The 21837-nt window shown below is 44.0% G+C and carries 17 protein-coding genes; 7 read left to right on the top strand and 10 right to left on the bottom strand.

All coding sequences use genetic code 11. The annotated features are described in order from the left end of the window. Window positions 1–42: 42 nt before the first annotated feature. Complete coding sequence (gene tsaD, locus CW735_RS03165; protein WP_071978654.1) at window positions 43–1056, bottom strand: tRNA (adenosine(37)-N6)-threonylcarbamoyltransferase complex transferase subunit TsaD; 1014 nt, start codon at window positions 1054–1056, stop codon at window positions 43–45. 367 nt (window positions 1057–1423) lie between these two features. Between tsaD and rpsU the strand changes: the two genes are divergently transcribed. The 4 genes from rpsU (at window position 1424) to rpoD (ending at window position 6851) form a co-directional block, all read left to right on the top strand. Continuing rightward, a complete protein-coding gene (gene rpsU / locus CW735_RS03160; RefSeq protein WP_012517258.1) occupies window positions 1424–1639 on the top strand; it encodes a 30S ribosomal protein S21 in 216 nt (71 codons plus the stop codon). A 561-nt stretch (window positions 1640–2200) separates the two neighbouring features. Then, window positions 2201–2647, top strand: coding sequence for a GatB/YqeY domain-containing protein (locus CW735_RS03155; protein WP_071978653.1), 447 nt, complete (start codon window positions 2201–2203; stop codon window positions 2645–2647). A gap of 142 nt (window positions 2648–2789) precedes the next feature. Continuing rightward, window positions 2790–4568: a DNA primase gene (gene dnaG, locus CW735_RS03150; RefSeq protein WP_071978652.1), complete on the top strand. Its 1779-nt coding sequence runs from the start codon at window positions 2790–2792 to the stop codon at window positions 4566–4568. A gap of 450 nt (window positions 4569–5018) precedes the next feature. Further along, entirely contained in the window at window positions 5019–6851 is a 1833-nt protein-coding gene (rpoD, locus tag CW735_RS03145; RefSeq protein WP_071978651.1) for an RNA polymerase sigma factor RpoD, read from the top strand. Window positions 6852–7258: 407 nt separating this feature from the next. On the opposite strand, the gene CW735_RS03140 is transcribed toward rpoD, so the two are convergent. The 7 genes from CW735_RS03140 to CW735_RS03110 all read right to left on the bottom strand — a co-directional run bounded on the left by CW735_RS03140 (window position 7259) and on the right by CW735_RS03110 (window position 16780). Next, complete coding sequence (locus CW735_RS03140) at window positions 7259–8293, bottom strand: IS110 family transposase (RefSeq protein WP_100970746.1); 1035 nt, start codon at window positions 8291–8293, stop codon at window positions 7259–7261. Window positions 8294–8398: 105 nt separating this feature from the next. Further along, entirely contained in the window at window positions 8399–10018 is a 1620-nt protein-coding gene (locus CW735_RS03135) for a methyl-accepting chemotaxis protein (protein ID WP_100970909.1), read from the bottom strand. A 190-nt stretch (window positions 10019–10208) separates the two neighbouring features. Continuing rightward, the gene (locus CW735_RS03130) at window positions 10209–11390 is read right to left on the bottom strand and encodes a topoisomerase IV (RefSeq protein ID WP_100970908.1); all 1182 of its coding nucleotides are present in this window, start codon (window positions 11388–11390) and stop codon (window positions 10209–10211) included. A gap of 35 nt (window positions 11391–11425) precedes the next feature. Beyond that, entirely contained in the window at window positions 11426–11830 is a 405-nt protein-coding gene (locus tag CW735_RS03125) for a phosphate ABC transporter substrate-binding protein (protein ID WP_100970907.1), read from the bottom strand. Between the two features lie 520 nt (window positions 11831–12350). Continuing rightward, on the bottom strand, window positions 12351–12587 hold the full coding sequence (locus CW735_RS03120; RefSeq protein WP_100970906.1) for a hypothetical protein: 237 nt from the start codon (window positions 12585–12587) through the stop codon (window positions 12351–12353). Window positions 12588–12609: 22 nt separating this feature from the next. Continuing rightward, window positions 12610–15720: an efflux RND transporter permease subunit gene (locus CW735_RS03115; protein ID WP_100970905.1), complete on the bottom strand. Its 3111-nt coding sequence runs from the start codon at window positions 15718–15720 to the stop codon at window positions 12610–12612. A 10-nt stretch (window positions 15721–15730) separates the two neighbouring features. After that, the gene (locus CW735_RS03110; protein WP_100970904.1) at window positions 15731–16780 is read right to left on the bottom strand and encodes an efflux RND transporter periplasmic adaptor subunit; all 1050 of its coding nucleotides are present in this window, start codon (window positions 16778–16780) and stop codon (window positions 15731–15733) included. Between the two features lie 378 nt (window positions 16781–17158). On the opposite strand from CW735_RS03110, the gene CW735_RS03100 reads away from it, so the two are divergent. The 3 genes from CW735_RS03100 to CW735_RS03090 all read left to right on the top strand — a co-directional run bounded on the left by CW735_RS03100 (window position 17159) and on the right by CW735_RS03090 (window position 19919). Next, a complete protein-coding gene (locus CW735_RS03100) occupies window positions 17159–17530 on the top strand; it encodes an NUDIX hydrolase (RefSeq protein ID WP_232368349.1) in 372 nt (123 codons plus the stop codon). Window positions 17531–17786: 256 nt separating this feature from the next. Further along, entirely contained in the window at window positions 17787–18554 is a 768-nt protein-coding gene (locus tag CW735_RS03095; RefSeq protein WP_071978644.1) for a class II aldolase/adducin family protein, read from the top strand. 180 nt (window positions 18555–18734) lie between these two features. Beyond that, the gene (locus CW735_RS03090; protein ID WP_071978643.1) at window positions 18735–19919 is read left to right on the top strand and encodes a mandelate racemase/muconate lactonizing enzyme family protein; all 1185 of its coding nucleotides are present in this window, start codon (window positions 18735–18737) and stop codon (window positions 19917–19919) included. A gap of 89 nt (window positions 19920–20008) precedes the next feature. On the opposite strand, the gene CW735_RS03085 is transcribed toward CW735_RS03090, so the two are convergent. Together CW735_RS03085 and CW735_RS03080 are read right to left on the bottom strand one after the other, a co-directional pair. Beyond that, on the bottom strand, window positions 20009–20887 hold the full coding sequence (locus tag CW735_RS03085; protein WP_157812638.1) for an amidohydrolase family protein: 879 nt from the start codon (window positions 20885–20887) through the stop codon (window positions 20009–20011). Between the two features lie 56 nt (window positions 20888–20943). After that, window positions 20944–21693, bottom strand: coding sequence for an SDR family NAD(P)-dependent oxidoreductase (locus CW735_RS03080; protein ID WP_100970902.1), 750 nt, complete (start codon window positions 21691–21693; stop codon window positions 20944–20946). Window positions 21694–21837 lie beyond the last annotated feature (144 nt).

Here is a 21837-nt window from a genome sequence, read left to right as displayed (position 1 = left end):
TTTTGAGTCCTTGTTATTAAAAAATTAAGCGCAGTAGATAGTCTAAACGGCCGTTAAGGTATCTAGCGGCCATCTTGGTTTAGCCTGCGAACTAAGGTCAAGTATCTCGCCCGCCTTCAACCTTTGCATACCCGCGTAAGCTATCATGGCGCCATTGTCGGTGCAGTATGCCAAACCCGGATAAAAAACCTCACCGCTGAGCTCGCTCATCAATGACTTCATTTTGTCTCTTAACATATGATTAGCGCTCACCCCGCCAGCAATCACTAAGCGATTCATGCCCGTTTGCTCTAAAGCGCGTTTGCATTTAATGATTAAAGTGTCGACAACTGCCTCTTGAAAAGCATAAGCAATATTCGCCTTCGTGGCTTGTGAGTCATCTGCGGCTCGAATGGTATTCGCGGCAAAAGTTTTAAGACCGCTAAAGCTAAAGTCTAGACCAGGTTTATCTGTCATTGGACGAGGAAATTTGTAATGACCCGGCTCCCCTTTTTCCGCAAGCTTAGCTAGCAAAGGACCGCCAGGGTAATCTAAGCCCAGCAACTTTGCTGTTTTATCAAACGCCTCACCGGCCGCATCGTCTACAGATTCGCCGAGCACTTCATACTTCCCGATTCCCTCTACCTTGACTAACATTGAATGACCACCAGAAACCAATAAAGCGATAAACGGAAATTCTGGGGCATTTTCTTCTAACATAGGTGCAAGTAAGTGTCCTTCCATGTGGTGGACACCTACCGCAGGAACTTGCCATGCATACGCCAAGGAACGTCCTACCGACGAACCAACAAGTAGTGCGCCTATAAGGCCTGGACCTTGAGTAAACGCAACACCATCAATATCCCGTGGCGTTGTGTTTGCGTCTACAAGGGCTTTTTCGATAAGAGGAATGATTTTACGAACATGATCTCGCGATGCTAACTCTGGAACCACGCCACCATAGTCTGCATGCAGCTTAACTTGGCTATAAAGCTCATGTGACAATAAACCTTGCTCATCATCGTAAACAGCTATGCCGGTTTCGTCACACGATGTCTCAATTCCTAAAATTCGCATTAAGCGCTCACCTTCTTAAAACAAAAACAAATAATTTTACTGGCGATCTTCGGCGATCATCTTTATGATCCACCCGTGATTATCTTTCTAACCCGAAATTCCGACCCCTTACACGCTTTAAAAAGGCAGCGTTAGGGCCTGAATGTTAGTGGCCTATACATCTTAGGCGCAGAGTTTACCTGTAAACCAACATTCATGGAATGCTAGCAAAGGAGTAAATGCACGATATTGGCTAATTTTTAGCAATTCATCCTTTACTTTCTTCGCAGAAATGATTAGAATTTCGCACCATTTTTAACCCGGGTGGCCTTTTTAGCGCACAATTTTACCCGGATATACACAGTAAAGTTTTGAGGTGAGTGTTTAAATGCCTATCGTTAAAGTTAGAGAAAACGAGCCGTTTGATGTGGCGCTGCGTCGTTTTAAGCGTTCTTGTGAAAAAGCAGGTGTTCTATCTGAAGTTCGTCGTCGTGAATTCTTCGAAAAACCTACGTGGGAACGCAAGCGCAAGAAAGCTGCCGCTAAAAAGCGTCATCTTAAGAAGCTAGCTCGTGAAAACGCACGTCGCGTAAAACTCTACTAAAACAGGGTTATTTACGAGTCTGAAAGGTGTTGCAATTGCAGCACCTTTCGCGTTTCTGAGGCTTGATTGTTTAAAGCTCCTTTATATTAGAAGAGTCATATTAGAAGAGTCATATTAGAAACGCCGCTTTGTATTAGAAACAGTTCTGTTGCTAATATTGCCTTATTCAAAATACAACTCTATTTCAGTCTATCCCTAATATCTAGTAGTTCCTACCTTGTGATGTCTTAGGCATTTAAAGTTCTATTTGCTCTGTTCTCTTTTTAGTATCTCTTCTATTTTCTTTAATCTATTTCTTTATTTTGCAGTGTCTTTACTGCTTGTTTTGCTATGACCTTTAAACAGCGCCTATAGGTATGACCTTTAAGTACGTCGCTTAGTAAGTACGCAGCTTGGTAAGTAAACCGATTAGTAAGTATGCCGCTTGGCAAGTACGCCGCTTAGCTAGCTAAGAACGAATATAAATGTAAGATAGGCACTATCGTTTGATAACGCTTCCATTTATTATTCTATTCATTATGCTTGTAGCAATATAATCAAATAGACACGACGGAACACATTATGGCACTTATTGACGATTTAAAATCGGCTCAAAAAGACGCAATGCGCGCAAAAGAGAAGCTTCGCTTAGGCACTATTAGAATGGCTCTAGCTGCCATTAAACAAAAAGAAATAGATGAGCAGATTACGCTGGACGACGCCACTATTTTAGCGGTACTTACAAAAATGGTTAAACAGCGTCAAGATGCCGCGGCTCAATTTGACGCTGCAGACCGCAGAGAGCTTGCAGATAAAGAGCGCGAAGAAATTACTTACATCGAGGACTTCTTACCTCAGCCTTTGACCGACGACGAGCTTAATGCATTGATAGACGACGCCATGGCCTCAACTGGTGCCTCTGGCATGCAGGATATGGGCAAAGTAATGGGTGTACTCAAACCTAAGGTACAGGGCCGCGCAGACATGGGCGCTCTGAGTGGGAAAATTAAGGCGCGTTTAAACGCCTAAGCTTGTCGCTAACAGCCCGTTGATATCAGCGGTTGAAAATGATCGCTAAAATTACCGCGTTGAATTTTACAACGCGGTAATACGTTCTCATTACTATCTATCCCTGTTAAAGTAACCACCGTTTAATTGACACGAATCCCTCATGGCCGGAAAAATACCTCGCGACTTTATTGATGACCTACTATCTCGTACTGATGTAGTCGAGATTGTAGATAGTAGAGTTAAATTAAAAAAAGCTGGCAAAAATTATCAGGCTTGCTGCCCTTTTCACAATGAAAAGTCGCCATCTTTTACGGTCAGTCAAGACAAGCAGTTTTACCATTGTTTCGGTTGCGGGGCCCATGGCAACGCCATTTCATTTATTATGGAGTTTGACCGACTCGAATTTGTCGAAGCCATCGAAGATCTCGCTCGTTATCACGGCTTAGAAGTGCCTCGCGAAAAAGGCAGCCGCCCGGCAATGAGCGAAGAAAAAAAGCAGCAGCTGCAAGATGACTATTCCCTCATGGAACAAGTCACACGTTTTTTTCAACATCAACTACGCCAAAACGGAAACAGCAAGAAGGCAATCGATTATCTTAAAAACCGCGGTCTAAGCGGTGACATTGTGAAGCAATGGGAAATAGGATACGCACCTGATGGGTGGAGTACGCTTCTCGACACGTTTGGTAAAAGCCCGCAACAGATCAAACAGTTAATCGACTTGAGATTAGTCAATCAGAATGACCAAGGCCGCACATACGATTTCTTTCGCGACCGGATAATGTTTCCAATAAGGGATAAGAGGGGGCGAGTTGTTGGCTTTGGTGGGCGCGTATTAGAGGATGGCGGCCCCAAATATCTTAACTCACCCGAAACCCGAATATTTCACAAAGGTAACGAGCTTTTTGGATTTTATTCTGCTCGTCAGCAAAATCGGCAGTTAGACACTGTCGTTGTGGTTGAGGGTTACATGGATGTTGTCGCTCTAAGTCAATTTGACATCAACATTGCTACCGCTGCACTTGGTACAGCCACGACACTAGAGCATATTCAGATGCTAGTGCGCGCAACCCCTCATATTGTTTGCTGTTACGACGGCGACCGCGCTGGACGCGAGGCTGCTTGGCGGGCATTAGAAAATGCGTTACCCGCCTTGAAAGACGGTGTACGTCTGTCATTTTTATTTCTTCCCGACGGTGAAGACCCAGACACCATGGTTCGTCAAATAGGTAAAGATGCATTCTTAGACATGCTAAATGGCGCTATGCCTTTGTCTCGATTCTTTTTTGAAAACCTACTTAAAAGCCATAACGTTGGTACTGCCGAAGGTAAAATTGCGCTGAAAAAAGCGGCCATGCCGCTTATCGAGTCGACTTTAGGGGCTGAGCAAAAAAACATGCTGCTTGAAGAGCTCGCCAAACACACCGGAGAGTTCGATAGGTTTAAACTACAGCAAGACATTTCTAAAGCGAACCAAGGAAATAAAAAAGCGTACTCTCCCAATCTCACACAGGTAAATAAACCCAAGTTATCACCGCTGAGAATGCTCATCCGTTTACTTTTAGACGCCCCTCAGCTGGCGACAAAATGCAACGATGTACAAATAGAAATATTTGCTGGAAGCAATGCTGCTGGCATGGATTTGCTTCAAGATGTACATGCCTATTGTGTAGCAAACCCAAATGCAAAAACAAGCCAGCTTGTTGAAAACTTCCGCGAGCACCCCCACTCTACTACTATCGCAAAGCTTTTATTACAAGAGCATTTGGTAAAGGATGAAGACGCAGAACGCGTTTACAGCGATAGCTTTGCTCGCTTGCTCGACGCCCATTTAGAGAGCCGTATAGAAACACTGATTTCGCGCTCCAGAGTACAAACACTCAGTAGGGCAGAGAAAGAAGAGTTAACGCTATTGATGAAAGAGCGACAAAATAGCTAGAAAACTATAAGTGCACTTTTACTCGTAATTTTCTGCTGGCTTGCGTTTAGGCTACGTATTAATAAACGTATTGCCGAACGCACTCGTAAACACGGGAGTTGCAAATAACCGTTGTTTAAAAAATCAGCCGACATTCTGGTAAAACCACTGTAAATTCTGCTATACTGGTTAATTCGCTGCGTTTAGTGGTTATTTGCGTTTTTTGTAGGAAATATCACAAAAAAACAGTCAAAAACCTGAACAAAAAAGCAGCAATGTGAGTAACCAATATATAGCCGATAACACGAGCAGAACCAAACTCGGGCGGATGCGCATCGCATACTAAGCGTCGCATTGGGCAGATACGGCATTGATACGAACACCAGTACTCCAGCAGACAAGATGAACCATACGGTTATTTATATTGTCTTGTCTATTGCAAACTAATTGAATGTGAGAAGTGTAGGTTATATGGCGCAAAGCAAGCAGTCTCAGATTAAGCTCCTGATTGCAAAAGGTAAAGAGCAAGGTTATTTGACCTTTGCAGAAGTTAACGACCACCTGCCGCAAGATATTGTCGATTCTGATCAAATAGAAGACATTATCCGCATGATTAACGACATGGGAATTCAAGTATCTGAATCAGCTCCTGATGCAGATGAACTTCTCATGCAAGAGGCAAATGCAGACGAAGACGCAGCAGAGGCTGCCGCTCAAGCACTTGCCACAGTAGAAAGTGAAATAGGCCGCACCACAGATCCAGTGCGCATGTACATGCGTGAAATGGGTACGGTTGAACTATTAACACGTGAAGGCGAAATTGAAATTGCCAAGCGTATTGAAGATGGCATTAATCAGGTTCAGTGTTCTGTTGCAGAATACCCAGAAGCCATTACATACTTGCTCGATCAATGGGACCTCTACGAAGCAGAAGAAATTCGCCTAAGCGATATTATCTCTGGTTTTGTTGACCCGGATGACGATCAAGACCTCGCCCCAACCGCAACGCACATCGGTTCTGACCTTTCAGAAGAAGAGTTAGAAGACGAAGATGATGATAGCGATGATGAGGACGAGGAAGAAGAAGACACTGGCGTAGATCCTGAACTTGCAAGAGAACGCTTTGACGAACTTCGCACTCAGTACATCAAAACTCGTGATGTAATTGAAAAGAAAGGTCGTTCGCATGCAGAAGCACGCAAGCAAATCAACGCACTAAGCGACATCTTCAAAGAATTCAGACTTGTTCCAAAGCAATTTGATCGCATGGTGAAAAACATGCGTCACATGATGGACAAAGTGCGCATTCAAGAACGTCTCGTTATGAAGTTCTGCGTAGTGAATGCAAAGATGCCGAAGAAAGACTTTATAAAAGCTTTCTCCGGCAACGAAACATCGACAGCATGGCTTTTTGAAGCAGTTAAATCTGGTGCTCCGTACTCCGATGAGCTAGCGATACACCAAGAAGAAGTTGAACGCTGCATAAGCAAGATGAATCAGGTTGAACAAGAAACCGGTCTAGTTATCGCAGACATTAAAGACATTAACCGTCGTATGTCTATTGGTGAAGCGAAAGCTCGCCGTGCGAAGAAGGAAATGGTGGAAGCTAACCTTCGTCTTGTTATTTCAATTGCTAAGAAATATACCAATCGCGGACTTCAGTTCCTCGACCTTATTCAAGAAGGTAACATTGGTCTTATGAAAGCAGTTGATAAATTTGAATACCGCCGTGGGTATAAGTTCTCAACTTATGCAACGTGGTGGATTCGCCAGGCTATTACTCGCTCAATTGCAGACCAAGCACGTACTATACGTATACCGGTTCACATGATTGAGACGATTAACAAGCTAAACCGTATTTCTCGCCAAATGCTGCAAGAGATGGGACGCGAGCCAACACCAGAGGAACTATCGGAGCGCATGTTAATGCCTGAAGATAAGATTCGAAAAGTGCTTAAAATCGCTAAAGAGCCTATTTCAATGGAGACGCCGATTGGTGACGATGAAGATTCACATCTTGGTGACTTTATTGAGGACAGCACGATTGTGCAGCCTCTAGACTCGGCAACCGGTGGAAGCTTAAAAGGTGCAACTCAAGAGGTGTTAGCGGGTCTTACAGCTCGTGAAGCTAAGGTTTTGCGTATGCGTTTTGGTATCGACATGAATACTGACCATACGCTTGAAGAAGTAGGCAAGCAATTTGACGTTACCCGTGAGCGTATTCGTCAGATTGAGGCGAAAGCATTGCGTAAACTTCGTCACCCAAGTCGCTCTGAACAGCTTCGTAGCTTTTTAGACGAGTAGCCTCAAGAGAAACAGCAATCAAATATTGCTAAAGTAAATAAACAGAATCCTCGGCGTTTGCCGGGGATTTTTTATTTGCGCAGTTATTTATATATGTTTACGTCTTTCTTTGCGTATTTGTATGTTGAAATACCCCTTCGTGAATGCCTTCGTACTGCTTGGTAAATCGAATCCTCAACCAAAAGTTAGACATAAAAATGTATGGTCCGCCTCGTTATTGCAATGATTAATTTCGATAACGGGGTTGGTTATGCGCTAATGTATTCGGAGTCTGTTTAGGCGCTTTCGCAACCCGCTCCACGATGAGATCCGCGCTGGATTATCCTCAAAAAACCGAAAGCTTCTGAGAGCTGTTTTTTATGTCAGGTTTTAATCCAGTGGTTCTACCGTTTTCGTCATCATATTTATCATTGCAAACCCGGTGCTAACGCTTTGCTGTTGAATGCTTTTTTTGTTTTCATCACTGCCCATGCTATTCGGGCCAGTTTGTTGGCCAGGGCAACGGTTACAACATTGAATGGCTTGGTGGCGCGTAAATTTATCAACCACTCGCCATAAATCTTTCCGGTCTTATCCGGCCTGGACATAACCGCCCTGGCGGCATGGATAAACAAGGTTCGGAGTTCTTTGTTACCCCGCTTGCTTATCCCCAGTAATTTGGGTTTACCGCCAGTTGAGTACTGCGCTGGAACTAACCCTAACCATGCAGCCATGTTTCTTCCGTTTTTAAAATCCGTAGCGCTACTGATGTTGGCAATACAAAGGCTGGCGGTCATATCGCCAATACCTGGGATGGTTTTAAGAAGCTGCCCTATCGGGTTTGTATCAACCAGTTGCTTTAGCTTTTTATCTTGTCTCTCAATGTTCCTGTTAAGGAGCAGGTAATATTCGTGCAGCTCCATGAGCTCTTCCATAAGTAACCCTGGCAAGACCTGCCGCTGCTGTGAAAGCCAGTTAAACAGTTGCTTCATTACGCTATGGCCTGTTGGAAGTGCAATGCCAAACTCCAGCAGTAAGGAGCCTATACGGGACATGCAGGCTGTTCTGTCTTTGACATAACCATGCCTTGCTTTATGAATAGCTGAAATGACCTGGGCTTCTTCTGATTTGACGCTGACAAACCGCATTTTCGGTCTTATTGATGCTTCGCATATGGCCTCTGCATCAATAAAATCATTCTTATTGCTTTTAACGAAAGGTTTTACGTATTGTGGCGGGATTAGTTTGACCGTATGCCCCATCAACTCACACTGCCTGCCAAGCCAGTGCGCACCGCCACAAGCTTCGAAAGCAATTGTGCATGGCGTTAATTGATGAAGATAGTGAATGAGTGCCGAGCGGGAAAATTTTTTGCGAATGATTTGATTATCTGAATAGTCGCGGCCTATCACGTGAAAAGATGATTTGCCTAAATCGATTCCAAGAACTTTAATAGTAGACATGATGGTTCGCCTCTTTGATTGCCTAACTCTAAGATTAGCTTAGAGGTGAGGCGGACCATCTAATTAAACCTCCAACAGGAGGTTTTTTATGAAACTAGATACGTCTTAAACACGGAATTGTTTAGCAATCGATTCTAAATGCTGAGCCAAGTTTGCAAGCTCGTTACACATACTGCCAAGCTCGCCGGAGCGACTGGACGTTTGCTCTGTACGCTCATGAATTTCATCAACATGACGCACGATGTCGATAGCCACTGTACGTTGGTCTTCAGTATTTTTGGCAATTTGCTCGTTCATATTATTAATACGACCGATTGTGCTAGTAATAGTCTCTAGGCTTATACCCGCCTTGTTCGCGGTTTCTACGCTATTAGATGCTTGCTCTGTTCCTTTCGCCATTACTTGCACGGCCGATTTAGCCGCATTCTGCAGCTGCTCAATAGTGTTTTGAATTTCTTCGGTAGATTGCTGCGTTCTTGAAGCAAGAGTACGTACCTCATCAGCAACAACCGCAAAACCACGACCTTGCTCGCCTGCCCTAGCAGCCTCAATAGCCGCATTCAGCGCTAGCAAATTAGTTTGTTCTGCTATGCCTTTAATAACGTCTAAAACCGACCCGACTTTGTTTGAATCAGATTCTAAGCGCGCAATGACATCTGCCGTTTCTCTAACGTTGTCCGCTAAGTGCTGAATACTGGTCACTGTTTGTTGAACAATTTGACGTCCTTCACTAGCTGCATCAGTCGCTTCGTTTGCATCGTTTGCCGCTTGGGCCGCGCTTTGCGCTACACCATCTACAGAACCGCTCATCGTATCAACTGCTTGTTTCGCGTTAGTCGCTGAGCGTTGTTGCACATCAATGGTACGCTGCGTTTCTTCAGTCACACCGCGTAGGTTTTGGGCTAAATTAGACAGAGGCAGACTTGCTTCAACCACGTCTTTTACGACGCCTTGAAGTTTGTCCATGAATTGATTGAACCAATAAACAAGGTCGCCAATTTCATCTTCGCTTTTTGTTTCTATGCGAACGGTTAAGTCACCGTTTTCTTGCGCTATATCTTTAAGTGAGCGCACCACATCATCAATACTCTTCTTGATACCGCGAACGATGGGAACTGCTGTGGCAAACAAGAGAATTGTTACTACTATCGCTAAGATAATGCCCGTACTAATTAGCGAGGTGTTAGCAGAGTCAGTGTTTTTGAATGCTGTTTCAAAAGCATTCTGTTGATCGTCTCTAAACCGGGTCATTGCAGCAATTACGCCATCGTACGACTCGTTCATCTGACTAGACAGTTGTCCAATTCGGCTGAAATCGGCAGTTCCATTTACCATAGACTGAGATACATCAAAGGCAACTTTGAAATAGTCGTCAAAGCCCTCTGAAATTTTAGCCATATCTGAACGAAATTCAGGGCTGATGCCCCCAATTTGGTTCATGCCTGATTTAGCCTCTTTTGCCAACGTTTGAGCTGCTGTTAGCGTATCTTGGTCGCCCGTTGTCACTGCACTAGATAAGGTATCTCTTACCTTTTGCATTTCGACAAGGGTTGAGGCAGATAATTGAAGTGCTGGAAACTGTACTTTTTGTACTTTTTCTAGAATTGCGTCGTTGTTTAATGCAGTATAAATAGTGATTAATAGATAAATAACAAAGCTCAAAACCGCAATCCCTGGTATCAGGAAAATCTTTGACGCTATCGGCATTTTTTTAAGAAAACTCATTTGCTATCTCTCTATTTTTATTCATCGTCCAACAATAGTTAGGCAACCAGTAACACGACGCTTCTAGTGTTATTTATCTACTGTATTTTTGAATACTTTAGTAAATACTCTAACGAATACTTAAATAAAACCTTAAAAACTTAGACAAATAATTGGGGCTCAGCAAAAAAGTCTGAGCCCCACTAGCGTTTTAGAATGTGTAGTTTACGCCAACTTTAAGCAAGGTTGCATCGTTCAAGTCATTTAAGCCATCGCTGTACCAGGTTACATCGGCTTTTACCGCAAGACCTGGCTCGACATCGTAACGTAGGCCTGCAGTTACTGCTGACACGTCCAGGTTTTGCTGAGCAGCAATACCACTTGCTGCTTGATAGATACCAGACCAGGTAGCATCTGTAACAGCATCACCAGAGGAAATTGTTGGTGGAAGTGCTGCAACTAAACCAAGCTGCGCCCCGTTGTCCGCCTCTTCAACTTCATAAGTGATATGCGGAGTGAATTTACCAAAGCGTAAACCAGCAGTCACATACCATGCTTTGTTGTCGGCAATAACAGAACCATCAACTTCTGTTTGAGTGTATTCTGCACCCACAAACCAATCGTACTTATCAACACCAACGGCTACTTCAAAGAAAGTACCGGTGTCTTCTTCTACGCGTAAACCAGTCGCTAACGCTGATGCACCAGGAACAAAAGCACCAAATTGACCCGCGCCGTCAACAAACGCATCAAATTCTGGGTTTGCAGCACTTGTTTTACCAGTTGCTATTAAAGTACGAGCACTAAACCAATCTCTTGTTGCTTCAAAAGATAACGCCAAAACGTTATCTAGGGTTAACGCAGCAGGAGTTCCAGAAATAGTGGTGTCTGCTTGAGCACGACCTGTAGTGAACTGTGCGCCATACTCCCAATCGCCTGCATAGTTGGCATAGTCAACTCTTACACCATCAATGTTGTTAAAGTCGATACCGTAAACAGCGTCTGGTGGCGTTAACCAGTGATAAGAGTAACCCACATCTAAAGATGCAGAGTATTTGAATAACGGCAAACGGATTCGGCCAGCACTAATACTAGTAGTATTAGATAAGCTATATGTCATGTAGGCCCATTCGAAATCAGCGTTGTAATCGTCTCTACCCCGCCCTACAACTTGTGCTGTGGCAGACAGTTTATCGCTAATTTCACCGCGAACTTGCAAACCAAATACACTTGCTGGGTCGAAGCTAACGTCGCTGTTGTAATCATAAACCGATTCGTCGTCATCCAGTGTCATACCAGCGATAAGGTTGGCAAAACCGTTAATTTGAACGTCTGCTATAGCGGGAGCGGCCAAAAGACTAGCCATTGAGAAGATAGCAAGTTTTGTTTTCATGCTTGTTCCTTTAAATTCAGTGTAATTCGGTAAAATTAAAACGTGGCTACAACGCGTACGCTGTCATTCACAGCACCAGCATCAACGTAGCCTATGGCGCCAGGATTTCCCGCCACAGTGGAGAGCACTTCTGCATCGCTACCAAGCGATTTTGGCGGTTGGCCTTTCCCTGTAAATACAAGCTTCGACCAAAACGCTGTTAATTGTGATGCCGTTTTATTGAGAACTTTACCGTTAAATTCGTCGGTAACTGCGTTACCTTCCGCTAGCGCTACAGGCTCAGCGCGAGTTCCGTTAGGAAATGCTTTGGCTTTGTTTAAGAACAATCTACTGATCGTTGCTTTGTCTAACGAATCGCCATTACTTGGATGAACAACAACCGCTACATCTGCGAATGCCATATTGCAGCAAAGGCTCGCTGCGAGTATCCATTTTTTCATAATTATCCTCTTAACTTTGTCGCGGTGATATATCACCGCTTCAATTATGCTTAGCCCACGTTTTGCTCGTGTGGCAAAACCAGTGCTGGGTAAAACAAAGCGCAATCGTAGCTTCAATTACACAATTGCCTAAGTATTGGTCACAAATGGTAATATCGCCAACAAAGCTACTAAGTTTTTAGATTCGAAAAATGAAGAACTTACGTTTGAAGGCTTGTGATGGCGCGCAGTTTAATGCGCGAGAGATTTTAAACAACTAGACTAATGACTAATAGCGCTACTTAGTGGTTGGATCAGTGTTTAAAAAAATAAAAGAAAGAATACGATTAAAAATTTAAACTATAAAAATCAGATAATTAACTAAAACCAGCTATTTTAATAGGGCATCAAAACCCATATGGAAGTATGAAAAAACATACCAAAAGCCTAGCTGACGTATAATGCACTATACGAATACTTCTGGCATATTAAATGTAAGCGGGATATCAAGCTGGCAACAAGCACTTAAACTACATCCCACTTAATCATCACCTAGCACACTCGACTCAGCTAACTCAGCAAGCAAATCGACTCTGTCAACTTGTACATAAACGACACGCAGGCGGTCTTTTTGACAAACCATTTTGGCACACCAGTAAATCGCAGCTAGTGTAATTGATACGCCAACTGCGTTCGCCCCGTCACGCCAACCCAGCCGCATCTCCTCAAAGTTTCCACTCAACAGTGTTAAATCTTGCTGAGTGAAGGACAATGGCATGCTGGGCTATATCGACAGGAAACTATTCAACACCACCCTTTTTGTATGGAATCTCTTTGTGCAACCGTTCTATCTCTTGAGTGCGCTTAAGCGGTGAACTTGTATTTCTGGCAAGCCAACTGTAAGCCGTTGGTACAACGTACAAGGTCATGAAGGCCGATACTAAGACGCCTGAGAATATCACCATACCTATTACCATTCGGCTTTCTGCGCCAGGCCCGGTGGCAAGAACCAGAGGTAGCGCACTAAACACCGTAGTAAAACCTGTCATTACTATAGGACGAAGCCTTTGGGTAGCCGCTCTTTTTAGGGCCTCTTCAAAGGCCATGCCGCTATCGCGAAGTTGGTTCGCAAATTCAACAATTAAAATACCGTTCTTCGCAGCTAGCCCAATAAGCATGACTAACCCAATCTGACTATATATGTTTATCGTCATGCCCGAGAAAAACAGCCCAATATAAGCACCTACAAGAGCCAGAGGCACCGTAAGCATAATAACGAGAGGATGCACCCAACTTTCAAATTGTGCGGCCAAAATAAGATAGGTGATTGCTAATGCAAGCATGAAAACATAAATAAAGGAACTACCGGCTTCTTGATAGAGCTGTGACTCGCCTTTGTAGTCAATGGATACGGTGTCAGGAAGCTCTGTACGAACAATGTCTTCTAAATAAGTCAGTGCCTGACCTAGCGTGTAACCCTCGGCTAAGTTTGCCGATATAGTAACAGCGCGCATTCGGTTATAACGGTTTAGACGAGACGAAGTAGCCTGCTCCTCAAAAGTCAGTAAGTTATCCATAGGAACCAATTCGCCGGTTCTTGACGAACGCACATAGAGGTTTTCTATGCTGTTTGGGCTTCTAAAGTCGTCTTCAATACCTTCTAAAATAACATCGTATTCCTCTCCTCTATCTAGGAAAGTAGATACTCTGCGCTGACCCAGCATAACTTCTAAGGTGCCACCGATATCACTAATAGAAACACCGAGATCTGCGGCTCTATCGCGGTTAATGTTAACTAGCAACTGAGGTGACGTTTCTTTGTAATCTGAATCTAATCGAATAAGCCCGGGGTTTTCAGCGGCTTTTTCAAGTACCGTATCTCGCCATGCAACAAGGTTTTCATAGGTATCGCCTTTTAAAACAAATTGCACTGGTCTTCCGAACCCGCCCCCAGATACACCACTTCGCATAATCGAAAAGGCTCTTACATCAGGTACCGTAGTTAATTTTTCGCTTAACTCATCCATAAGTTCAAAGGTGCTGAAATCTCTTACATCCCAATCTGCTGAACCTACAATGGCAATACCTGCATTGCCACCAAAGCCCGGTGTTCTTACTAGCAAACGATTAATTTTACCGTTCTCCCGATAGGGCATTAAGATATCTTCAATTTGCTTTAGGTTTTCAGCATTACTTTTAAAACTCGCCCCCTCCTGCGCATTCATAAGAATAAAAAAGTTACCCCTATCTTCTTTTGGTACAAACTCGCTGGGCACTTTTTCTGAAAATTGAATAATAGCGATGACTGCAAAAACGAGTAACAGCAACATTAATATTGGCTGATGTAAGGTTTTCCCCAAACTTTGAAAATAACGGTTTTCGAGCGCCGAGAAACGCTTATCCATCCAACTTCCGAAACCAGATGCTCGCTCACGCTTTTTAAGTATTTTCGACGCCATCATAGGTGTTAGCGTTAGGGCAGTGAAACTGGAAAATGCCACAGCGGCAGCAATGGCCAATGCAAATTCAGTGAATAAACGTCCAATGTTCCCCTCCAAAAACACAAGAGGTACAAATACCGAAATCAGCACCAATGTAGTAGCAATAACGGCGAAACCAACTTCTTTGGCCCCCCGATAAGCAGCTAAAATAGGGGGCTCGCCCAACTCAATTCTGCGATAGATGTTTTCTAACACCACAATAGCATCGTCTACTACTAGTCCTATGGCCAGCACCATGGCCAGTAGTGTTAAGAGGTTGATTGAAAACCCAAGGGCATACATAACAATGAATGCAGCAATAAGAGATACCGGAACGGTGATCGCAGGAATAAAGGTAGCGCGAACATTCCCCAGAAATAAATAAATCACTACCACCACCATAAGCATAGCAATGGCAAGGGTTTCATAAACCTCATCAATAGAGGCCTCAATGAAAACCGAGGAGTCGTAGCTAGGTACAATAAAAATGTTATCTGGCAGAGATGCCTCTATTTTTGCTATTTGTGCCTTTGCCGCACGTGCTACTTCAAGGGTATTCGATTTAGATTGCTTGATAATGCCAAGACCAATCATGTTTACCCCGTCGCCGCGAAACTCGGTCTCATCATCTTCTGCAGTTAACTCAACATTGGCTATTTCGCCTAGTCGCACCAGATAGCCATTATCGCCTACCGCCACAGTGAGGGCAGCAAAATCTTCAGGGGTTAAAAAGGTTCGGGCTACCCTTACTTCAAAATCACGGTCGACAGACTCAACTTCGCCGGCGGGCAGTTCAACGTTTTCTGCGCGAATAACTTGCTCTACATCGCTAACGGTGATGCCCCGGGCAGACATAGCGGTTCTATCTAAAAACACTTTCATGGCATAGCGGCGACCACCGCCAATTTGCACCCGTGCAACGCCATCAACAATGGAAAGCCTATCAACGAGGAAGCGCTCTGCGTAGTCGGTCAATTCCATTGTGTTTAGGTTTGTACTTCTAAGGTTATACCACACCACGGCGCTCTCATCGGAGTTAGCCTTTGACACTTCAGGCGGATCTGCTTGGTCCGGTAAATTATTTAATGCGCGACTCACGCGCTCTCTTACATCATTGGCCGCAGCATCAATATCGCGAGAAAGCTTAAATTCAATTGTGATGTCAGAACGACCGTTGCGCGAAGTAGAGGTAACGTTTTTTATACCCTCTATACCCGATATACGGTCTTCTAAAAGCTGGGTTATTCGAGTTTCAACAATATTTGCCGATGCACCCGCATAGGTGGTATTCACCGACACTATGGGTGGATCGATATCGGGGTATTCACGAAGTGACAGCATAGAAATAGCAACAACGCCAAATATCACTAACAGTAAATTGATAACCGTTGCAAAAACGGGGCGTTTAACTGAAACGTCAGACAATAACATGGTGCGCGCCCTATCGATTAAGTACGTTGACTGGAGATTGGTCACGCACACGCAGCGTACCTTCGGTAATAACTTCATCGCCTTCACTTACACCGTTGATTATCTGGACTATACCTGGCTTTCTCTCCCCAATAACCACTTCTGTTTGGTGCGCCACATCGTCTTTAACCACATAAACAAATTGCTTATCTTGTACGGGAACCAGTGCTTTTTCTGGAAGAACGAGGGTGTTTAAAACACGCTTTTCTACTGTAACGGTTAGCAGCATACCTGGGCGTAAACGGTTGTCTTTATTCTTTATGACTGCTCGCACATTAATGGCGCGGATCACGGGGTCTAATCTGGTGTCGACATTACTAATAACGCCTTCGAACTCTACGCCTGGATAAGCAATTGAAATTGCAGTTAACCGCTGGCCTGCTGCAACACTCGCTAAATGCGTTTCTGCAACACTAAAGTCAACTTTTACCACGCTGATGTCGTCTAGCGTAGTAATAGTATTTCCAGGCTGGATAAGTGAGCCTTTACTGATCATTCTATTGCCAAGCAAACCACTAAAAGGAGCGCGAACCTGCAAGTCGTCTAACTGTGCTTTTGCGATATCTAGCTGAGCTTCCAACGCTTTTACGCGGGCTTGTTGTTCGTCTAAAAGCTGCTCAGAGGTAGCATTGGTTTGGCGTAAATCAGCTATTCGGGTGAATTGTCTTTTTGCTTCAACAATATTGGCCTTGAGTTCTTCAACACGCGCGAGTTCTTCCGAGTTATTAAGCTGAACAAGTACTGTGCCTGCGTCAACTTTATCACCGTCTTCAAAGTTGATACTGGCTATCGTTTCTGTAACTTGGGCAGTGATGTTTACCGATTCGTTCGCCACCGCGGTACCTAGCGACTCTATGGTAATGGGCAATGCTTGTGTACTCGCCAATGCCGTTTTGACCGGCGTAGCCTTTGCTGCATTTTGTTGTTCAGCACTTTCTTCGGGTAAATTAAGATAGACAACAATGCCGGCCAGCAGGGCAACACCAATGAGTAGTGGAGATAAAGAAAATCGTGAAGACATAACCTTTCCTTTAGGTAAAATAACGCCTTGTGATAAAGTAGTTTGCGAAGTGGTTGCCAATTTTAGTAAAAAGCACTCTATTCACATTCGGCTACGCATCTCAAACACCTTCTCCAATATGCACCCTGGGCACGTTTTGGTGCAAGGCGCGAGCGGTGGTTTTGTGGCGCTATTACTTGTTTTTATTTTAATAAGGGTATTCTACCTTTTTCGATGACTTTCTATTTTCGCTTATCAGCTATTTTGGCACTTTTAACGCTTTTTGCCTGCTCGGACTCTACTCCTAGCCAACCCGCTTGTAGACAATCAACGCAATTGAGTACTGAAACTGCCCAACCGCAAAATAATACCGTCAACTCAAAAGCCGCAGCCTGCCTTGTGAAAATTCAAAATAAAGTGTTACTTATTAGGCATCGGCTAACCGGCAAACTTGATTTTCCTGGAGGTGGGGTCGATAAGGATGAATCTTTGTCTTGTGCCGCTCACAGAGAAACCTGGGAAGAAACCGGTTTTAATGTTTTTGTTCGCAAACACTTGCTCACAACCCGGCGGGGTCTCTCGGTATTTGCCTGCGACCTAGATGCAGGAGTTGGCGCTTTTCCCGATAATTTTTCACCACCGGCATGGGCTAAAATTGAGGTAACGGCTGTAGAAAAAGTTGACCCCTTTGTTATAGAACATAACGCAATGCGATTCCCAGACGATTTAGTTTCACTTAGAGATGGTTTTATTGCATTTACGCCACAGTAAACGGGCAAAAATCGGTATTAGCATATCTTTGCGCTGAATATATGTCAGCTGTATGTATCAAAACGGCCATATATGCTTGTGATTCAAAATCCAAAGAAGTTCTGGCTTTTGATAAATAGCCTGAACTGGTAATCTTTGCGGTACGGTTAAAGCGATTCTATGGCTGTGCCTTGTATTTGTAATTCACATTCGCTTTCAACGCCCTGCACTACTTTTTCTACCAAGTGCAGGGATAAGATTATCCAAGGAGTAAAGCGTGTTTTCACTACCGCCTCAAAGTCTTAAAAATTCTGTTTCAGAACAAGAATGGCAAACCCGAGTGGATCTTGCAGCCTGCTATCGCCTGGTAGCAGATATGCGCTGGGGCGACCTCATTTACACGCATATTTCAGCCAAAGTGCCGGGAACAGAACATTACTTGGTGAATGCGTTTGGTTTAGGCTTCGACGAGGTGACGGCTTCTAATCTCGTTAAAGTAGACCTAGACGGTAACATTCTCGATGATACACCTTATGGAATAAACCCTGCGGGCTTCACTATTCATAGCGCTATTCATGAAGTGCGTCACGATGCAAAATGCGTAATTCATTTGCATACATTGGCCACCATTTCAGTTGCCTCGGTGAAAGGTGGCTTAAAACCATGGAGCCAGTATTCTTTATTTTCTCTTCCATCGCTGTCCTATCACAAATATGAAGGACTGGCTGTTGATGCCCAAGAAAGAAAGCGTCTGCAAGAGGATTTAGGCGATACTAACCATATGTTATTGCCCAATCATGGCGGCCTTACTCTAGGCCCCACCGTAGGTGACGCGTTTATGCGATTTTATGATTTACAAAGAGCATGTGAAATTCAACTTGCGCTGATGCAGTCTAATGAAGAAGTGATTGAGATCCCTCAACCCATTATCGACGGTATATATGAGCAAGCAAGCATTGTTCACAGCGGAGAGACGGGTGGCCAAAAAGCATGGCCAGCGATGCTTAGAAAAGCCTATAAATTAGATCCAAGCTTCTGTGAATAATGCGTCTTTGTGATTACAAGGCTATTTCTCATCACAAAAAGCTACCTTGTTATCACAAAATAACAGGCAGGGAAAAGGCGAGGCAGTTAAAAAAGTACGAGTTGGCGCTCTAACATTTAAGATAGGTTTCCGTAGGGAAATCCTCAAAATTGACTTAAAACACGGAATTGAACATAAACTATGAAAGTGACCAAAGTAGAAATATTCGACATTCAATGTCCAAAACGCCCTCAGTGGAACCCTGTATTTGTAAGAGTTTATACCGACGAAGGAATCACCGGTGTGGGTGAAGCGGGTCTTGCTTACGACTGGGGACACAGCGCTGCTGCACACATGGTAAAAGAAATTGCTGAGGCATTGCTCATTGGCTTTAATCCTTTTCAAACCGAACTATTATGGTCTCGCATGCTACGTGAAGGTTTCTGGGGATTAGGCGGCGGCCCTGTTTTTTATTCTGCAATGAGTGCCATAGATACCGCGCTTTGGGATATCAAAGGGAAAGCACTAGGCTTACCGGTATACGAACTACTAGGCGGAAAAACAAACGGCAAACTGCGTAGCTATGCCAGTCAGTTACAGTTTGACTGGGATAAGGAAGTTACAAAACTGAATGACCCTGCCGATTATGCTCGCGCGACAGAGAAAGCGCTTAAAGACGGCTACGATGCGGTTAAAGTCGACCCTATTGTTTATGACAAAGATGGCAACACCCATTTCGACAGAACTAAGTTGTTTACTAAGCCAGAACTCAAGCTATTTAGAGCTCGCCTGCAGGCAATGCGCGATGTTATGGGCGACGATGGCGATATTATCTTTGAGTGCCATAGCTTACTAGGCGCTTCTACCGCCATTCAGCTAGGTAGTATTGTAGAGGATATTGGTTGCTTGTATTACGAAGAGCCTGTGAACTACTTAAACTCAAAGCTTCACGATAAAGTTGCCAAGAACGTAAATGTGCCTATTGCTGGCGGTGAGCGTTTGTACCACCGCTGGGATGTTCGCCCTTATCTTGAAGATCAGTCTATTGACGTACTGCAACCAGATGTCGGTCTTTGTGGCGGCTTCACCGAAGCGAAAAAGGTGTGCGATTATGCTGACATTTACGATGTGCGTATTCAGGCCCATGTTTGTGGCGGCCCGGTAGCAACCGCTGCCAGCTTACATCTTGAGACCGCAATACCGAACTTTTTAATTCACGAGCATCACACCTACGCCATAAAAGAGTGGAATAGAGAGTTGTGTATTCAAGATCCTCAGCCAGTGAACGGATTCATTGAAGCACCAGACACGCCAGGGATCGGAATCGATTTGAATGATGAAGTTGTGTATCGCTCACCACATATGACGGTTACCGAGCTAAAATAGTTATTACCTTTAAAACAGGCATCTTAAAAGCGAAGTGGTACATTGCGTTGCCACTTTGCTTTCAATTCACCGGCTCTTATTAGCGCGTGTTATTCTTCAAAATCTTGCGGAGTAAATTTGTACCAGCGATAAGCATTGCTATATCGTAACTGCTCGGCTGTTTGGCGATCGAAGCGCTTTAATAACCTGTCGTAGCCACGAAGAAGCTCTGAATAAGGCATTCTTAAGTTACATAGCGGAAAATTACTTGCCAACATAAGCTTACTTAAAGGTACACTTTCGATAACATCACAAAGTACCCCATGCGCATACTGCCACGACCACTGTCTCTCCTGCATCTCCATACCAGAAAATTTAAATGCCAACTTGTTGTGCTGCCCAAGCTCTCGCAAATGATGCTGCCAATGTTTATAAGCCAGATTGGCTCTGCTAGAGGGCGCAATTCCAACATGATTTATCATAACTGTGAGGTGTGGAACTTGCTCAAGTACTTTAACTAATGCACTGACGCTTGCCGTGTCGGTTAAATCTAACTGAGCATCAAAAGAAAGCTGGTGCTGCGCCATGTATTTAAGTGTGTGTAAAGCTTTTGGCGAACGCAAAATGGTTTGTGCACCGTCATCGAGAATATGGCGTAACCCGACTACGGAGTGAAAGCGGACCAGCCTATTGATATCTGCTTGCGCTGAGTTTGCGGTTAAATGAATATTGGCAACGCTGCGAAATGGCCCTTTGCAGTACTGCTCTAAAAATTGTACTTCCCGCCAAGGATGATGGTTATCAAACCCAGCTTCTATATGCACAAACCCTGCGAGCAGGTTTCGGTTTCCTTCGTACAGGTGAGGCTCTAAGGTAGTTTGATTTATTACTGCCTTGTCGCTCCAGAACGGCGGGTTTTCAGGCTTTAGCCATGCATAATGTCCGTGGGCTAGTGCAAAAAGGTGGATGTGTGGATCAATCCATTTCATATCTTCTTCCCCTCTTTTCATACTCAGCCTCACAGCATTATGATGATTCATATTCACTACTGCGCTGTATAACCGCCATCAACCGCATACAGGCTGCCTGTAATAAAGGATGCTTTGTCACTGCATAAAAAATAGGTGAGTTCTGCAACATCCTCTGGCTGCCCAAGCCTACCTAATGGCTGTGCTGACGCTTCTTCAGCAACCACTTCCTCTTTATTTGCACCAGATTTCGCCACATAGTTATCGATAGCGTTATGAAACAGAGGCGTTTCCACCGTACCTGGGCACACAGCATTCACACGTATTTTACATGATGCGTAATCAAGCGCCGTTGTTTTAGCCATAGACGCTAATGCAGATTTTGTTAAGCCATACGCGAAAGAGTTTTGCTTACCTACAAAGGATTGATCTGACCCCATTACCACAATAGCGCCAGATTGCTGCAACTTCATCACCGGCAATGTGTATTTAATTGCGGCGTAAGCGCCTTTTATATTTAAATTAATCACGCTGTCTAGAAGGGCTTCATCGGTTTCTTCAATAGTGGCAGATACGTGCTTACCTGCATTACACACTAGTGAATCAATTCGTTCATATTTGCTGGCAACAGAAGATAACGCAGTTTCAACATCACTAACCTTGCTAACATCACAACTTACCCATTCACAATGAGCTGGCGTGTCATCAAAAGGCCTGATGTCTAAATTGACCACGCGATAACCGTTTTCAGCAAAGGTTTTACATACCGCAAGGCCAATTCCCAAGCTGCCTCCCGTTACTACGCATACTGGACTATTATTACTCATACGCTTTTTACGCCTTAACTATGTCGCCTTATTTAGGGCGTTAGCATGCCAGTGAGATGGATAAATGCAAGAAAAAGCCAAGTGGTATAAATAATATTTATTATTAACTTTCGATTAACGGACTACTCTGACCACTTGTTTTAT

Origin of the sequence: Alteromonas sp. MB-3u-76 (genome assembly GCF_002831605.1) — a bacterium.
Taxonomy (GTDB): Bacteria; Pseudomonadota; Gammaproteobacteria; order Enterobacterales; family Alteromonadaceae; genus Alteromonas; species Alteromonas hispanica.
The sequence above is the reverse complement of the archived record's forward strand: the minus strand, read 5'-3'. Positions and strand labels throughout refer to the sequence as shown.

Bases quoted from the DNA above. Each gene is read 5' to 3' on its own strand.
- tsaD (WP_071978654.1), bottom strand. From the start codon at position 1,056: ATGCGAATTTTAGGAATTGAGACATCGTGTGACGAAACCGGCATAGCT.
- rpsU (WP_012517258.1), top strand. From the start codon at position 1,424: ATGCCTATCGTTAAAGTTAGAGAAAACGAGCCGTTTGATGTGGCGCTG.
- CW735_RS03155 (WP_071978653.1), top strand. From the start codon at position 2,201: ATGGCACTTATTGACGATTTAAAATCGGCTCAAAAAGACGCAATGCGC.
- dnaG (WP_071978652.1), top strand. From the start codon at position 2,790: ATGGCCGGAAAAATACCTCGCGACTTTATTGATGACCTACTATCTCGT.
- rpoD (WP_071978651.1), top strand. From the start codon at position 5,019: ATGGCGCAAAGCAAGCAGTCTCAGATTAAGCTCCTGATTGCAAAAGGT.
- CW735_RS03140 (WP_100970746.1), bottom strand. From the start codon at position 8,293: ATGTCTACTATTAAAGTTCTTGGAATCGATTTAGGCAAATCATCTTTT.
- CW735_RS03135 (WP_100970909.1), bottom strand. From the start codon at position 10,018: ATGAGTTTTCTTAAAAAAATGCCGATAGCGTCAAAGATTTTCCTGATA.
- CW735_RS03130 (WP_100970908.1), bottom strand. From the start codon at position 11,390: ATGAAAACAAAACTTGCTATCTTCTCAATGGCTAGTCTTTTGGCCGCT.
- CW735_RS03125 (WP_100970907.1), bottom strand. From the start codon at position 11,830: ATGAAAAAATGGATACTCGCAGCGAGCCTTTGCTGCAATATGGCATTC.
- CW735_RS03120 (WP_100970906.1), bottom strand. From the start codon at position 12,587: ATGCCATTGTCCTTCACTCAGCAAGATTTAACACTGTTGAGTGGAAAC.
- CW735_RS03115 (WP_100970905.1), bottom strand. From the start codon at position 15,720: ATGTTATTGTCTGACGTTTCAGTTAAACGCCCCGTTTTTGCAACGGTT.
- CW735_RS03110 (WP_100970904.1), bottom strand. From the start codon at position 16,780: ATGTCTTCACGATTTTCTTTATCTCCACTACTCATTGGTGTTGCCCTG.
- CW735_RS03090 (WP_071978643.1), top strand. From the start codon at position 18,735: ATGAAAGTGACCAAAGTAGAAATATTCGACATTCAATGTCCAAAACGC.
- CW735_RS03085 (WP_157812638.1), bottom strand. From the start codon at position 20,887: ATGAAATGGATTGATCCACACATCCACCTTTTTGCACTAGCCCACGGA.
- CW735_RS03080 (WP_100970902.1), bottom strand. From the start codon at position 21,693: ATGAGTAATAATAGTCCAGTATGCGTAGTAACGGGAGGCAGCTTGGGA.